The organism is Selenomonadales bacterium 4137-cl, assembly GCA_032334055.1.
In the GTDB taxonomy this organism is placed as follows: Bacteria; Bacillota; Negativicutes; order Sporomusales; family UBA7701; genus Anaeroselena; species Anaeroselena agilis.
Window position 1 is genome coordinate 4,344,716 of sequence record JAUOZS010000001.1, and the last position, 14,759, is coordinate 4,359,474.

Annotated in this window: 15 protein-coding genes; 10 read left to right on the forward strand and 5 right to left on the reverse strand. The window is 61.8% G+C overall.

Going from position 1 to position 14,759, the window contains the following annotated elements:
• Genes Q4T40_22240 through Q4T40_22250 form a run of 3 tightly spaced genes read left to right on the forward strand, consistent with a single transcriptional unit; the run spans position 1 to position 2,247 of the window.
• Positions 1-828, forward strand: a complete 828-nt coding sequence (locus Q4T40_22240) for a transporter substrate-binding domain-containing protein (GenBank protein MDT8903962.1) — start codon at positions 1-3, stop codon at positions 826-828.
• 41 nt (positions 829-869) lie between these two features.
• Positions 870-1,526 carry an amino acid ABC transporter permease gene (locus tag Q4T40_22245; protein ID MDT8903963.1) on the forward strand — a complete coding sequence of 219 codons (657 nt, stop codon included), beginning with the start codon at positions 870-872 and terminating at the stop codon, positions 1,524-1,526.
• Positions 1,519-2,247 carry an amino acid ABC transporter ATP-binding protein gene (locus Q4T40_22250; protein MDT8903964.1) on the forward strand — a complete coding sequence of 243 codons (729 nt, stop codon included), beginning with the start codon at positions 1,519-1,521 and terminating at the stop codon, positions 2,245-2,247. The genes Q4T40_22245 and Q4T40_22250 overlap by 8 nt, the downstream gene beginning before the upstream one ends.
• Positions 2,248-2,321: 74 nt before the next feature.
• Here the strand turns inward: Q4T40_22250 and Q4T40_22255 are convergent, their stop codons facing one another.
• A complete protein-coding gene (locus tag Q4T40_22255; protein MDT8903965.1) occupies positions 2,322-2,930 on the reverse strand; it encodes a YidC/Oxa1 family membrane protein insertase in 609 nt (202 codons plus the stop codon).
• 175 nt (positions 2,931-3,105) lie between these two features.
• Entirely contained in the window at positions 3,106-4,821 is a 1,716-nt protein-coding gene (locus tag Q4T40_22260; GenBank protein ID MDT8903966.1) for a DUF6056 family protein, read from the reverse strand.
• A 285-nt stretch (positions 4,822-5,106) separates the two neighbouring features.
• On the opposite strand from Q4T40_22260, the gene Q4T40_22265 reads away from it, so the two are divergent.
• Positions 5,107-5,805 carry a DUF5714 domain-containing protein gene (locus Q4T40_22265; GenBank protein MDT8903967.1) on the forward strand — a complete coding sequence of 233 codons (699 nt, stop codon included), beginning with the start codon at positions 5,107-5,109 and terminating at the stop codon, positions 5,803-5,805.
• A 29-nt stretch (positions 5,806-5,834) separates the two neighbouring features.
• Positions 5,835-6,269, forward strand: coding sequence for a GNAT family N-acetyltransferase (locus tag Q4T40_22270; GenBank protein ID MDT8903968.1), 435 nt, complete (start codon positions 5,835-5,837; stop codon positions 6,267-6,269).
• A gap of 76 nt (positions 6,270-6,345) precedes the next feature.
• Here the strand turns inward: Q4T40_22270 and Q4T40_22275 are convergent, their stop codons facing one another.
• Positions 6,346-9,045 (reverse strand): diguanylate cyclase, encoded by a 2,700-nt coding sequence (locus Q4T40_22275; protein MDT8903969.1) that lies wholly within the window; start codon positions 9,043-9,045, stop codon positions 6,346-6,348.
• Positions 9,046-9,299: 254 nt separating this feature from the next.
• On the opposite strand from Q4T40_22275, the gene Q4T40_22280 reads away from it, so the two are divergent.
• Both Q4T40_22280 and Q4T40_22285 read left to right on the forward strand, forming a co-directional pair.
• Positions 9,300-9,848 carry a nucleoside deaminase gene (locus Q4T40_22280; GenBank protein ID MDT8903970.1) on the forward strand — a complete coding sequence of 183 codons (549 nt, stop codon included), beginning with the start codon at positions 9,300-9,302 and terminating at the stop codon, positions 9,846-9,848.
• A gap of 18 nt (positions 9,849-9,866) precedes the next feature.
• Positions 9,867-10,547 carry an aspartate/glutamate racemase family protein gene (locus tag Q4T40_22285; GenBank protein MDT8903971.1) on the forward strand — a complete coding sequence of 227 codons (681 nt, stop codon included), beginning with the start codon at positions 9,867-9,869 and terminating at the stop codon, positions 10,545-10,547.
• A 41-nt stretch (positions 10,548-10,588) separates the two neighbouring features.
• Here Q4T40_22285 and Q4T40_22290 read toward each other — a convergent pair whose 3' ends face one another.
• Positions 10,589-11,602 (reverse strand): glycosyltransferase family 2 protein, encoded by a 1,014-nt coding sequence (locus Q4T40_22290; protein ID MDT8903972.1) that lies wholly within the window; start codon positions 11,600-11,602, stop codon positions 10,589-10,591.
• 186 nt (positions 11,603-11,788) lie between these two features.
• Here Q4T40_22290 and Q4T40_22295 point away from each other — a divergent pair, with 186 nt between their 5' ends.
• The 3 genes from Q4T40_22295 to Q4T40_22305 all read left to right on the forward strand — a co-directional run bounded on the left by Q4T40_22295 (position 11,789) and on the right by Q4T40_22305 (position 14,189).
• The gene (locus tag Q4T40_22295; protein MDT8903973.1) at positions 11,789-12,808 is read left to right on the forward strand and encodes a glycosyltransferase family A protein; all 1,020 of its coding nucleotides are present in this window, start codon (positions 11,789-11,791) and stop codon (positions 12,806-12,808) included.
• A gap of 65 nt (positions 12,809-12,873) precedes the next feature.
• Positions 12,874-13,485, forward strand: a complete 612-nt coding sequence (locus tag Q4T40_22300; protein ID MDT8903974.1) for a peptidylprolyl isomerase — start codon at positions 12,874-12,876, stop codon at positions 13,483-13,485.
• A 59-nt stretch (positions 13,486-13,544) separates the two neighbouring features.
• Positions 13,545-14,189, forward strand: a complete 645-nt coding sequence (locus Q4T40_22305) for a VTT domain-containing protein (protein MDT8903975.1) — start codon at positions 13,545-13,547, stop codon at positions 14,187-14,189.
• 86 nt (positions 14,190-14,275) lie between these two features.
• On the opposite strand, the gene Q4T40_22310 is transcribed toward Q4T40_22305, so the two are convergent.
• A partial coding sequence (locus Q4T40_22310) for an IS3 family transposase (GenBank protein MDT8903976.1) occupies positions 14,276-14,759 on the reverse strand: 484 nt, incomplete at its 5' end.

The following is a 14,759-nucleotide window of genomic DNA, read 5'->3' on the forward strand; positions in this document are numbered from 1 at the left end:
ATGAAGCACTATTTGAAGAAGATTGCGGCAGTCGTGGCCGTAGGCATGCTTACGCTCGCGGTGGCCGGCTGCGGCGGCGGCGAAAAGAAAGACGCGACGGCCGACGCCATCAAGAAAAAAGGCAAACTGATCGTCGGCACGGCGACCGGCTACTATCCGTTCGAAATGGCTGACAAGAACGGCCAACTGGTCGGCTTCGACATTGACGTCGCCAAAGCGCTCGGCAAAGAGCTGGGCGTCGAGATAGAGTTCCAGAATTACGCGTTCAGCGGCCTCATCCCGGCCCTTCAGGCCAAAAAAGTCGATCTGGTCATCGCCGGCATGACGATCACCGACAAGCGCAAAGAAGTCGTCGATTTCTCCGAGACCTATTTCAAGTCCGGGCAGGCCATGCTCGTCAGCAAGAAATACCCGGGAGTCAAGAAATGGGAAGACCTCGACAAAAAAGGCAACGTTATCGCCGTATCGATGGGCACCACCGCCGATCAGACGGCGTCCAAAATGTTCAAGAACGCTGAAGTCAAGAAATTCGACGGCTCCGCCCTGGCCGGCCTGGAAGTCTTGAACGGCAAAGCGGTCGCCGTCATCCACGAAGTGCCGTGGGTGGCCATCTACAACCGGATGAACAGCGAAGCCACCTATGCCGTGCTGGAGCCGTTCACCACCGAGGAACTCGGCATCGCCGTCCCCAAAGGCAACGCCGCCCTGCTCGCCGAGGTCAACAAATTCGTCAAAAAATACAAAGCGAGCGAAGAATACAAAAAAGCCTACGCCTACTGGTTCGTCGACATGAAGTGGTGGGATTCGGTTCCGCAGAAGAAAAAATAAGCCTGCGGGCAACAAAAAGGCTTAGCTAGGAGAATAACACCGTGTATCAGTTGCATTTCGGCGTACTGGCCGAATACATGCCGTCCATTTTGGACGGCTTACTTGTAACCATCAAAATATCCGCGCTGTCGATCGTCTTCGGCACCGCGATGGGGATAATCGGCGCGCTGTGCCGCATCTCCAGCTCCTGGGCCCTGAGGACGGTGGGGAACATTTACGTCGAATGGATAAGGAACACGCCGCTCCTCATCCAGATCCTCTTCATCTACTTCGGGCTGGGCGTGTTCTTCAGCCTGTCGCCGGTCACGGCCTCGGTCTTCGCCCTGGCCTTCTTTTCGGGGGCCTACATCACCGAAATAATTCGCGCCGGCATCCAATCCATCCACCGCGGCCAGCGCGAGGCCGCCCTGTCGATCGGCATGACCGAGTGGCAGGCCATGCGGCTCATCATCCTGCCGCAGGCGATCAAGCGGATACTGCCGCCGCTGGCCGGCCAGTTCATCACCCTCGTCAAAGACTCCTCCCTCGTATCCGTCATCGCCGTGGCCGACCTCACCTATGTGGCCAAAAACATCGTGACCACCACCTTCCGGGCGTTCGAAGTGTGGCTGGCGATCGCCGCCTTCTACTTCATCCTCTCCTTCGGCCTGTCGCTCGCGGTGAGAAAACTGGAAAAGAGGCTGGCGGAAAGTGATTGAGCTAAAAGGAGTATCGAAAAACTTCGGCCCGCTCGAAGTGCTAAGGGATGTCTCGCTGACCGTCGCCGCCGGCGAAGTCGTCGTCGTCATCGGCCCGAGCGGTTCGGGCAAAAGCACCCTCCTCCGGACGATCAACGGCCTGGAGACGATCAGGGCGGGGGAGATAACGGTCGACGGCATCTCCGTCCATTCCAGCCCCCACAATCTTCACAAGGCCCGCCAGCTCACCGGCATGGTCTTTCAGCAGTTCAACCTCTTCAACCACAAAAACGTCATCGACAACATCACCATGGGGCCCATCCACGTTCAGGGCATGGCGCGGACCGACGCCGAGGCGGCCGCGCGCCAGCTGCTCCAGCGAGTCGGCCTGCCTGAGAAGGCCAGCGCCTTCCCGTCGCGGCTCTCCGGCGGGCAGCAGCAACGGGTGGCCATCGCCCGCGCCCTGGCGATGCGTCCGAAGGTCATGCTCTTCGACGAGCCGACCTCCGCCCTCGACCCGGAAATGATCGCCGAGGTGCTCGACGTCATGAAAGGGCTGGCCGGCGACGGCATGACGATGATCGTCGTCACCCACGAAATGGGCTTCGCCCGCGAGGTCGCCGACCGCGTCATCTTCATGGACGAAGGGCTCATCGTCGAGGAAGCCGTGCCGGCCGATTTCTTCACCGCGCCGAAGAACGAGCGGACCAAGCTATTTCTCAGCAAAGTCCTCAACCACTAAAAAATCCCGGCCCTTAGCAAAGGGCCGGGATTTCGTTTCATCGGGTTCCGGTTTACCGTCGTCCGCGGCAGGCGCTAGGAAACAGCCGGCTTGCGGTACAAAAACCACTGCTGAACTATCTGGACAAGGTTGCTTACCACCCAGTACAAACCCAGTCCCGCCGGAAAGCGCAACGTCATAAAGCCGATAAAGAGGGGCATGGCCAGCAGCATCATTCTGTTTTGAGCGGTCGAATCGGCCATCGTCTGCTGCGACGAAACGAAAGTGGTGATAGCCGCCAGCACCGGAAGGATATAGAACGGATCGCTGCCGGCCAGATTGCTTATCCACAGAAAACTCGGCTGACCGACATAGCTGGTATCGCGGATCGTGAAAAAAATACCGGTCAAAAAGGGCATTTGGATCAGCAGCGGCAGGCAGCCGGCCAGAGGATTGACCCCGGCCTTTTTGTAAAGGTCGGCGATTTCCTTCTGCAGCTTCAGCTTATCGTCCTTATGCTTTTCCTGTAGGCCCTTCATCTGCGGCCCCAATTCCTTCATCACCCGCATCGACTTCACCTGCTTGACCGTCAAGGGGAAAAGCAGCACCTTGATGGCAACCGTCAGCAAAATAATCGCCACACCGTAGTTCGGAAATCCCAGCCTGATCGTAAGATGATAAAAAAAAGTCAACGCCGTATGCATTATGCCACTGAAAAAACCGAACAAAAAACGCACTTCCTTTACCTGTAAATTACCGGGCGCCTGGCGCCGGCTGCGCGGCGACCGCGCAAAAAAACAACACAATATAATATATTTCAATGGCCTGCGATCAATTCCTGTCAAACGCGGCCTGTAATATGCTGCCAACCGCCGTCCGCTACCTCACCTTCACATCCTTAAGCCCGTAGTAGCGGATGAACCCTCCCTTGGACACATGGTTGTTCAGCTCCACGAAATACACGTGCCGCAGCACCATATTCCGCACCGGCAGCGGCTCAAGTTCCAGGTGCGTAGCCCCCTGGGCCACCATCCTCTCCACATACGCCATCCGCGCGCTGTTCTCCTTGTGGAGGACATAGTGCTGGCTCAGTGTCGCCTCCGCCATCGGGAAAAACATCAGCGCCATCACCGCCACCACGAACCGTTTCCTTGTCCCGCCGAACACCGCCTCATAAACCTCCGGCACGGTCAACAGGCTCATCGCCCCGATAATCAGGAAGACCGCCGACCCGTAGCCCGCCCGCCCGGGGAAGGAGGGGGCGGCGAGCATCACCAGATTGTTGATTATCGCCAGCGCCACGCAGACGGCCGCGAACCAGCCCGCCGGAAAAGCCGCCACGACCTCCCGCCGCCGCACCTGGGCCAGCACCGCGCCCACATCCCGCTTCCTGAGCGCCAGCTTGGTGAACGCCACCTTGAAAATCTGCGTTATCAGCACCAGATACAGCGCCACCGGCTCCAGGCCGGACATCGTCCGGAAAAGCTGGTTCCTCAGGTGGTCGGTCGCCACCCCCAGCGGCACGGCCACCTGCGTATAGAGCGCATTCGCCGCCCAGCTCGCCACGAACTGCCCGTTCAGCAGCGACACCAGCATCAGCGCCGCGAACGCCACCCGCACGAGGCTGGCCACATCGAGCCCCTGCCCGTTGCCGCCTTCCGGAATCGCCATTCCCCGCCGCCGGGCAACGGCGGTCGCCAGGATGCGCCACGCCAGCACCAGGAAAACCACCACCGGGAGTACGCCAAGCAAAATCTCGAAGCTGGCCCCCAGCAGGTGAAGGAAATGGACCGCCAGCTTCGGCCCCTTGCCGTAGCGCACGAAATTGCCGGGCGCCGCCACCAGCAGCGCGTACCCCAGCAGCGAGCCCGCCAGACCGGGAACCATCCACCTCCGCAGAGACCCGCGCCGCCAGGCGTGCCAAGTCAGGGCTGCGACCGCCAGGATCATCGTCGCCGCCGTATTCTCGATCGTCCAGCTTGCCGCAACGCCGCCTAAAAACATCCCCGCGGCGGCCAGCCGGGTGTCGCCGATGAGCGGCCGGCCCAGATACTCGAAATGGTACGGCAGCAGGAAGGAGAAAATCAGCACCGCCGTCAGCAGGTACACGCACGCCCCCGTCATCCAGACGTTAACCACCGCCCAGTCGGGCAGGCCGAGCCAGCAAAAAACGATGATCAGTCCGAGGATATAGGGGTTGAAGCGCAGCGTCACCTCCCGCTGCGAATGCCAGTAAATGAGCACCATCAGCGCCACGTACAGCAAAGCGTTGAAGGGGTTGAACCACTCTTTGCCGACCAGCAGGAAGCTGTCCAGCACGAAAAAGTCCATCATCCGGCCCCCGTGCTGGAAATAGTGGATATACAACGACCGGAAAACATCCGGCCAGGACGAAAGCCGTTCCAGCGTGTTCCACACCAGCGCGTACTCGTAATCGTCGCGGTGCAGCGGCATAAAGTAATTGAGCGCGTACATATAAACGAACAATCCCGCCAGCATCGCCAGGGAAACCATATGCCCCCTGGTCAGCCGGCTATTCTCCCTCTCTGCCAACAAAACGTCATCCTTTCCGCTGAAAACAACATCTTTCCCCATATTCCATCTTCCCCGGCAAAAATCCTTGTCGCCAGCATTATCTTCCCCAATTCCGCCGCCGTCAGCCCAGGCTGGCGATAAAGTGCCATATGCTGCGCACCCGCATGCTCCGCCCTCCAGGCCCGCCATCGGAGGAATACAGCCGCACAGCCTAGAATACCTATGAAAAAACTCCGCCAACAGGGAGGCTAGCTCGTGAACGAAGAAACTGCCGTCAGAAACTGCTGAACGCCCCAAGAAGAGAACCGTGCCGGTCGGCACGACGAACGCCACCTGGAAAACTGCATGGTCTGCGGCGGCAAACTGGTCTACAGGACCCACGCCGCGGAGATAGCCTGCAACTACTGCGGCCGGACCTTCGCCGCCTCCGTGTACTGTCCCGCAGGCCATTACGTCTGCGAAGACTGCCACGGAGCAGGCTTCAACGACTTCCTCGAAGAGACGGCTCTTGCCGCCGCCGGCGCCGACCCGATGGCCATCGCCGAGGCGCTCCTCCGCGGTCCCTTCCTCCCGTCGCTCGGGGCCGAGCACCACGCCATCGTCGCCGCCGCGCTGATGGCCGCCGCCCGCAACCACGGCCCCATCCCCCTGCCCGGCGGTGCCGCGCGCACCATCACGGACGCCGACATCCGCGAAGGCATCAGGCGCATGCAGCAAATACCAGCCTGCACCTGCGCCAACCATGGAGCCTGCGGCGCCGGCATGGGAGTCGGCGCGTTCGTCAGCATCCTCCTCGACGCTTCCTGCGCCAAAGACGTTGAGCGCACCCTCGCCATGCGGGCCGCCAACGCCGCCCTCGCCGCCATCGCGGACTGCGGGGGGTCGGGCTGCTGCAAGCAAAGTGTCCGCACCGCCGTGCTCGCCGGGGCGGAGTTCCTCAAGGAACTGTGCCGGGTGCGGCTGCCGCTCAGCCATGTGCGCTGCTTTCACATCAAGGACACCACCCACGGTTGCAAGGGCGTATCCTGCCGCTTCAGCCTCTGAAAAAACCGCCAGCAGGGGAGGAGATACACATGGAAATCCGGGCGCTGACCGAGGACGACATCCCGGCGTTGGCCGGTCTTTATAAGCAGTTCTGGGGCGAGGAATCCGACCCCGCCGCCATGCGCGCCCAGTTCCGGCGGCTGGCCGCCGCCGGCTCGCACCTCTTCCTCGGCGCCGTCCTTGACGGCCGCCTCGTCGGCTCGGTCATGGGCGTCGTGTGCGGGGAGCTTTACGGACCCTGCCGGCCCTTCCTGGTCGTCGAAAACATGATCGTCGACGCCCCCCGCCGCGGCTGCGGCATCGGCAAAGCGCTCCTCGCCGCCCTCGAGAAACGCGCCGCCGAACGCGGCTGCGGCCAGGCCATCCTCGTCACCGAAGCCGACAGGCCGGACGCCTGCGCCTTCTACGCCGCCGCCGGCTACCCGGCCGGCGCCCACCGGGGCTTCAAGAAAAAGCTCGGTTAATCTGTTACAATGAAAGCGGTCCCGCCCCTGCTAGGGGGCGGGACCGCCTGCTGGTCCTCATATTACCTGCTTATCTCTAGGCCGGCTTTCCCAGCACCTTCTCGACGAAAATCTCGACAAGCGCGGGATCGAACTGCCGCCCGGCGCCCTGCTGCAGCTCAGCCACCGCCGCCTCCTCCGTCATCGTCGGGCGGTAGCTGCGATAGCCCGTCATCGCCTCATAGGCGTCGGCGATGTGGATAATCCGGGCCGGCAGCGGGATCTCCGCCCCCCGCAGCCCTTTGGGATAGCCGCCGCCGTCCCAGCGCTCGTGGTGGGCAAGCACGTAATCCGCCAGCTCCGACAAATGATTGACCGTGCTCAGAATGCGATACCCGATCTCCGAATGGCGCTTAACCACCGCCCACTCGTCGTCCGTCAGCTTGCCCGGCTTGCTCAGGATATCGTCGGCGACGGCGATCTTGCCGATATCGTGCAGCAGACCGAGATTGCCCAGTTCGTCGACATCGCCGGGCGCCAGGCCGAGAGCCTCGCCCATCCGCCTGCACAGGTCGGCGACCCTGCGCGAGTGCGACTCCTCCATAGCGTTATTCTCATGCAGATTCTTAATAAGCGTGTCAATCGTCTTCCCCAGGATATCCGGGCTCTCGAACAGCTTATTGCGGTACATCTGGTCGTCGGCCTTTTTGAAGACCTCCTCGATATCCTCCTCCGCGGCCATTTTGGTGCCATAGCCGAACGACAGCGACACGGTTACCGAGCCCACCGTCTCCCGGGCGGCGATATTCTTGATGCGCCTGATGATCCGCTCGGCCGCGGCGGGAGTAGTACGCGGCAGGAGAATGACGAACTCGTCGCCGCCGAGCCTGGCCACCAGGTCGCTGCTGCGGCAGCCCCTGGACAGCGCGGCGGCCGCCTTCACCAGCAGCTCATCCCCCACGGTGTGCCCCAGCGAATCGTTGACCAGCTTCAGGCCGTTGACATCGGCCACCACGATCGTCATCGGCAGATTGTCCGGCGTGTCGAGCCTCAGCAGCTCGCCTTCGTAAAACCTGCGGTTATAAAGTCCGGTCAGTTGATCGTGGTGGCTCAGGTACGCGACCTCGGCCTCCGACTTCTTGCGCTCGGAGATATCGAAGAACGTCACCACCACGCCGACGACCCGGCCGTCGCGATACTGCGGGTAAGAGAAATATTCCACCGGGAAAAACGTGCCGTCCGACCGCCAGAAAACCTCGTCCGTGGCGTGGACGCGCTCGCCGCTGCGCAGCGTCTGCAATATCCGGCATTCCTCCGCCGTTATCGGGGTGTCGTCGCTGCACCGGGCATGGAGCTGGTTATGAACATTCTTTCCGATCAGTTCCTCCTGGCTGTCGTACTTCAGCATCCGCAGGCAGCTGGCGTTGCAGAACGTGCAGTTGCCGTCAAGGTCGATGCCGTAGATCGCCTCCGCGGTCGAATCGAGCAGCAGGCGGATATCGTCCTCGCTGTCCCTAAGCTGCCGCACCGTTTCCTGCAGCTCCCGCGTGCGTTCTGCGATCCGCTCCTCCAGCGTATGGATCAGGGCGTCGATCTGGTCCGCCATCCGGTTGAAAGCGAGGGACAGCCGGCCGATCTCGTCCTTGCGCACCACCTGGGCGCGCTCGGAGAAATCGCCCGCCGAAAACCTCTCCGTCGTCCTTATCAGGTCATACACCGGCCTGAAGACGATTGCCGTGCTTTTCGCGTAAATCAGGACAGCCAGCACAATGGCGAGCGCGGCGATAAGCAGCGAAAACCGGAGGCTCTTCTCGAACCCGGCCATGAACGGTTCTTGGGGGATGGCCGTTATGATCAGCCAGTTAAGACCGTCCCGGTTGTACCCGGTCACCTTGACAAGCAGCCCGTCCTTATCCGGCGACGTTGGCGCGGCGGCCCCCGGTGCCGCCAGCGACCGGCGCCAGGCGGCGACAACGGCCGGGTTGTCGCCTTCTCCGAGCGCGACCCTCCCGATACCGTCCCACCGGGACGAAAAATTCGGCCGGCCCAGCGAATTAGCCACCAGATAGCCGCTGTCCTTCTCCACGATATAGGCGATCGCGTGCTGGTCCTGCACGGCCTCGCGCAGGAAACCGTTCAGCCTCGACAGCGTTATGTGCGTACCCAGCACCCCCGCGAGAGCGCCGTCGCGGCCATAAATCGGGCAGGCCGCCGAAATCGCCAGATCGTCCATCACGAAATGCTTATAGATAGGCGAGAATACCGGTCTCCCCGTCGTTTTGGCGATTTTGTACCAATCCCTGGTGCGCGGGTCGAATAACCCGGTCTCGTTAACGAAGCTTCCGGTTTCAAGCCCGGGCGTCGTGGCGTAGTAGCGGGTTCTGCCGCCGGTCGCCGCGTTGTTCTCGTACACCTCGATCTCGCCCCTGGCGTTGCGGCGCGCCCCGTAAAATTCGCCGTTTTCCATGCCGTAAGTGAAGCTGTAAACATCTTCATCGGTTGCCTGCAGCACGCTGGCGAAATACTGCGCCCGCTCGCGCCGGTCGCCCATGGCGATCACCTTTCGGCCGACCAGGTTACGGTTCGCGCCGTTCACATGCTCGGTGGCGCTTATGAAGCCCTCGATGCGGCTAAGGATGACCCGGTTGGTATTGTTTTGCAGCTCGGACACCATTCGCTCGGTGGAAGAATGCCAGTTGGCAAAGGCGAAATAGCCGATGAGGCCGATCGTTGCCACCATCAGCGCGATGAACGAGATAATGATGAGCGACCGTAGCGATCTTTTTACTGCCGCCAAATCGTCCCCACCCCCGCAAAACAATATTTTATTCCATAATTTACGACAAAAGTTATAGCGAATCTACCATAATTATAATATATTGTAAAGTTATCCGCCACAACTACTTGGATGCGGTTGCGGCGCGAAGAAGGCGGCCCTGCCCGCCGCCCCGCATAAAGACCTCCCCGCCGGTCGCGTTACAGCCGCCGGCAGGATTTCCCGCCCCGGCATAGTACATACAATAATAGCGAACTTTGTCAGGGGGTATTGCGATGAAACTGTGGTTGCTGTCCGCTCTTGTCGCCCTGCTGTGCGTGGCGGCTGTGCCATCATCGGCCGAGGCCGCAGCGGCAGGCGAGGACGAATTCATGCAAACGGCGATCGACGAAGCGGTAAACGGAGTCGGGAAAGGGGAGGGGGGACCCTTCGGTGCGGTGATCGTCAAGGATGGCAAAATCCTCGTCCGGGCCCACAACCAGGTGCTGCTCACCCACGACCCCACCGCCCACGCCGAGGTCCAGGCCATCCGCAAAGCCTCGGCCCTGCTCGGGCGCTTCGACCTCTCCGACTGTGTGCTGTACGCCTCCTGCGAGCCGTGCCCCATGTGCCTTGGCGCCATCCACTGGGCCAAGCTGCGCAAAGTCGTCTACGGCGCCACCCGCTACGACGCCGCCAACGCCGGCTTCGACGACAGCTACATCTACGAGGTCATCCAGGGCAAAGCCAAAGTGCTGCAGGTCGCCATGGAACATCGTCCCGGCTCCGGCGACGACAGGCCCTTCGCCCTCTGGAAGCAAAAGACCGACAAAACGCAGTACTGATTGAGAAGGGGAATAAATATGATCGGCATCCTCGCCGGCATGGGGCCTAAATCCACCGCCCCCTTCATCGACAAAGTCGTCGACCTGTGCCAGCGCCGCCACGGCGCCAGGCACGACAGCGACTTCCCGCCGATGCTCATCTACTCCTGCCCGACCCCGTTCTACCTCGACCGCCCCGTCGACCACGCCGCCCTGCGCGACGCCATCGTCGCCGGCGCCGCCAGGCTCGCCGCCTGCGGCGTCGACTACCTCGCCGTCCCCTGCAACCTCGCCCACGTATACTTCGGTTCAATCCAGGAGGCGGTACCCGTCCCCGTCCTCAACATGGTCGCCGAAACCGTCGCCGCCCTCCCGGCGGACGCCGGCCGGATCGCCGTCCTGGCGACGGCCGCCACCCTCGAAGCCGGCATCTACCAGCAAGGGCTGGCGCACGCCGGGAGGGAATCCGTGCTCGCGCCCCGCTGGCAGGCGGAAACCGCCGCCATCCTCGAGCTGATAAAAAGCGGCCGGGACGCCGCGCAGGCCAAAGCCCGCTGGGACGCGCTCGTCCGCGACGTAAGCGCCGCCGCCGACGCGGCCGTCATCGCCTGCACCGACCTCAACGTCGTCGCCGACGGCGCGGTGTCGCCGCTGCCGCTCGTCGACTCCTCGGCCTGCCTGGCGACCGCCCTCGTCGACAGATACTACCGCCCCCGGTAACCCACGCAACAAAAAAAGCCACCTAAGTGGCTTTTTTTTGTTTATCCGGCGCGAAGCTGGTCTTTCGGCCGGAAAACGAGTAGCAGCCGCCAGACGAGCGCGATGGCCCGCCAGACCTGCGGCAAGCCGCACACGACGAGCCAGGCCCTGATTCTGTGCCTGAAGCCCAAATCGCCCGCTATTACCCTGCGGACCCTGCTATCCCAGCCATGCGCGTCCATAAGCCCGAGCATGTCCGCATAACGGCCGATCTTCAGCATTTTGTACAAAAAGCGGTAACATTCAAAATCGACCAGTCGCCGGGTGGCGGCAAACGCCTTCCGCCGGTCGGCGGGGAAAACATCGCCGATAAAAGCCAGTACCCTCTCCACGGCATAGACCTGATGGACGTACGTTTCCCAGCGCCACAACTTTCGCGTCGTCGAACCGGGCCGCTCCCGGTAAGCCATCAGCACCTCGGGAACATGCGTCACCCGCGCCACCGCCAGCACCTTGAGCTGGAACTCCACATCCTCCCACATCAGGCATCCGGCGGTGAAGTCGATGCCGTTGCCGGTCAGCAGCTCTTTCGGCATCAGCATCGCGCCAAGGTGCATCCAGACCTGCCAGGTAACGGTGTCCATATAAATATCGCCCGCGATAAGCCCCTTTTCCGCGTACAGCTTGTTGCGGTTGATCTCCCGGCGGCCGTCGGCAAACAGCCGCTCGTGGTCGGAGAACGCCACCCCCGCCCCAGCCGCTTGCCAGGCCGCCGCCACCTTGGCGAGAAACAGGGGATGCCACAGGTCGTCGCCGTCCAAAAAGGCGACCAGCCTGCCGCCCGCCATCGCGAGCCCCTTATTGCGGCCGGCGGCGGCGCCTTGGTTGCTTTGCCTGTAATACACTATGCGCGGCTCCTTGCGGGCGTACGACAAAACCACATCCTCCGTGCCGTCGGTTGAGCCGTCGTTGACGACGATGAGCTCCCAGTCTACATAAGTCTGCGCGATCACCGACTCGATGCTCGCGGCGATATACTCCTGCACGTTGTAGGCGGGCATGATGATCGAAACCAAGGGTGCGATAATAACACCTCCCTTGAATAAATGTAAAATATTTACATATAATACGATTATACCCTATAATTGAACCAGGCAAACCCTGAATCGTTCGACGAAAAGAGGTTTTTTGGCGACCCGGTGCGACAAAACCCCCCTCCGCAGAGGAGCGTCTAAGGGAGGCTGATCTGTCTGGACCCGAAAGTGTCGGTTATCATGCCGGTTTATAACCTGGAAGAGTATATTTCCGCCAGCATTCACGCGGTCAGCCGTCAGACATTTTCCGCCTGGGAACTGCTTATTGTCGATGACGGCTCAACCGACGGCACAGGCGCCGTAATCGACTCCTTCGCCGCCCGGGACCCGCGCATCGTTCGCATCTCCCAGGCCGGCGCCGGGGCCGCCGCCGCCCGCAACGCGGCCATCGCCAGGGCGCGGGGCGAGTGGCTGGCGTTTCTCGACGGCGACGACCTTTGGTATCCGCCCTTCCTCGCGACAATGCTCGCCAGGCTGGAAGCCAACGGGACGGGCGCCGGCTTTTGTGCCCACACCGTCCTGGGTTCCGCCGGCCGGGACAAGCGCCATATCGTCAATAACCCGGGTGCCCGGGAGGCGGTTAGCGACGCCTTTCTCGCCGACTGCGTAACCAATCGGATATGGGTGTTCATCGGCGCCTTTATGGTCAGGAAAGCGCTGTTGGGCGAAACAATAAGGTTCACCCCCGGCTGTACCTTCGGCGAGGATTCCGAGTTTCGCAACAAGGTGCTGGCGATAACCCCGGCCTGTTATGTGCCTGAGGTGCTGAGCATCTACCGTCTGCGTCCCGGATCGGCGACCAACCGTACCTGGCGGTGGCAAGTGTTCGTCCAGGATATCCACGGTCTGGAACGGGCCAGGGAGTTCGCCCGCCTCAACTGCCGCGGCGGCATCCGGGAGACCGCTCTCAAAGCCTTCGACGACCGGCTGAGACACGAAAAATTCCGGCTGGTGTACAAGCTGATCAAATGGGGCGACCTGCCCGCGGCGAGACTGTTGCTGGCGGACGGCTGGGGACGGGAGATCGCCGCCGCCCTGCCTGCCCGTCCGAAACTGGGCAACAGGCTCAAAGTCTGGCTGGCGTGCAGCGAGCGCCGCCTGTGGTGGCGGCTGTACGCCGCCTGCTGGCGGCTGCTCGTCCTGCTCCGTATAACCAGGATGCGCCACATCGGCGAAACCCCCTACTAGATGGGCGGCAAATCTGGTATAATCTTACCTGGCTGCACATACCCAGCCGAATGGAGGAATTAACAATGAACAAAACCCTGTCGACCATCCTGGCCCTCGCGGCCTGCCTGGCCCTGCTCCTGCCCGGGTGCGCCGCCAAGGCCCCGCAGCCGCCGGCCCAGCCGGACAAAAAGGCGGCCCCCGCCGCCGTCAACGTAAGCTCCCCGACCAACAGCAAAGCCACCTTCGAAACCTCGATGGGCACCTTCAAGGTTGAACTCTTCGAAGACAAAGCGCCCGTCACCGCCAAAAACTTCATCACTCTCGCCGACAAAGGCTTCTTTAACGGCCTGATCTTCCACCGCGTCATCGACGGCTTCATGATCCAGGGCGGCGACCCCAAGGGCAACGGCACCGGCGGTCCCGGCTACACCATCCCCGACGAGTTCACCAAAAACCTGCGCCACGCCTCCGAAGGCGTCCTCTCGATGGCCAACGCCGGCCCCAACACCGGTGGCTCGCAATTCTTCATCACCCTCGTGCCCACCCCGTGGCTCGACGACAAACACGCCGTCTTCGGCAAGGTCGTCGAAGGCATGGACGTCGTCCGGGCGATCGGCAAAGTCAAAACCGGCCCCGGCGACAAACCCATCACCGACGTCGTCATCAAAAAAATAACCATCGTCAAGCCGCAATAAAGCGCCACCGGCGATATTTTCCTTTACACCTCCCGGGGGCCGCCGTATAATTAACACTTGTGAGACACTACAGCCACACCGCGCTCGGGCACCCGGCCGGCCTCTGCCTCGCCGGCTTCGCCGCCCTGGGAATGTTATACGTATACGGCTACGGCATCGAACGGTTCAGGCCGGAGATCATCGGCGACACACTCGCCTCCCTGGGATACTGGGGCCCGTGCCTTTACATCCTCGGCAACGCCGTCCGGCCGTTTTTCTTTTTCCCGGCCATCGTCCTCGGCGTCGCCGGCGGCTTCGCCTTCGGCCCGTTGTGGGGCGCCGTCTACCTCGTCATCGGCACCGTCCTCGGAGCCACCCTGTGCTTCGCCGCCGCCCGCCTGCTCGGCCGCGACCGGCTGCGGCGGGCCTGCCCGTGGCTGCCGGCGGCCGTCCTCGACCACCAGGCGTTTAGCGGCTTCAAGGCCATCATGCTGCTCCGCCTCGCCCCCGTCCTCCCCTGGGACGCCGTCAGCTTCCTCGCCGGCCTCGCGGGCGTCTCCTTCCGTCCCTACCTCGGCGCCACACTGCTCGGCAGCATCCCCGGCGCCGTAGCCTTCACCTGCCTCGGCGGCGCTCTCGCCGGCTCCCTCTACACCGCCGCCGTCGTCGCCGCCCTCCTTGCCGCCGCCGGCCTCTATCTGCGCTCCCGTCGCCGCGGCATCTGACCCTCGCACCTCAAAAGCCCCGGCCCCGGCACTGAACCCCGGCCAATGGACACAGATAAAAAGCCCTATCGTAGGATTAGATGAGATTACGCAAACTGGCGTCGTTTTTCGAGCGGCGTCAGTTTTGTTTTGAGTTGAATACGCTCGTGGTTGTAGAAAAAAATGTAGTTATCAATAAGCTGACGCGCCTGATCGACCGTCTTTGGCTTATGCCGCCGGATACACTCGGTCTTAAGGATGCTGAAGAAGTTTTCTGCCGGCGCGTTGTCATAGCAGTTTCCCCGCCTTGACATGGACGGAGTAATGCCGTAATTTTGAGTTAGGGTGAAATATGCCTGGGAAGTGTATTGAAACCCCTGGTCACTGTGGAGGTGCAACTCTGCAGTGACCGCTTCTTTTGCCTTGGCTTGCCGAACGGTTCGCAGAACCAGGTTGACCGACTGCTCGGTTCCAGTCTGGTAGGCGACAATACTGTTGTCAAACAGGTCGCGAATCATGGATAGATACAAGGTTCCCTGCGGCGTCTGGATATAGGAAACATCCGTTACCCATTTCTGATTAGGTTTGATG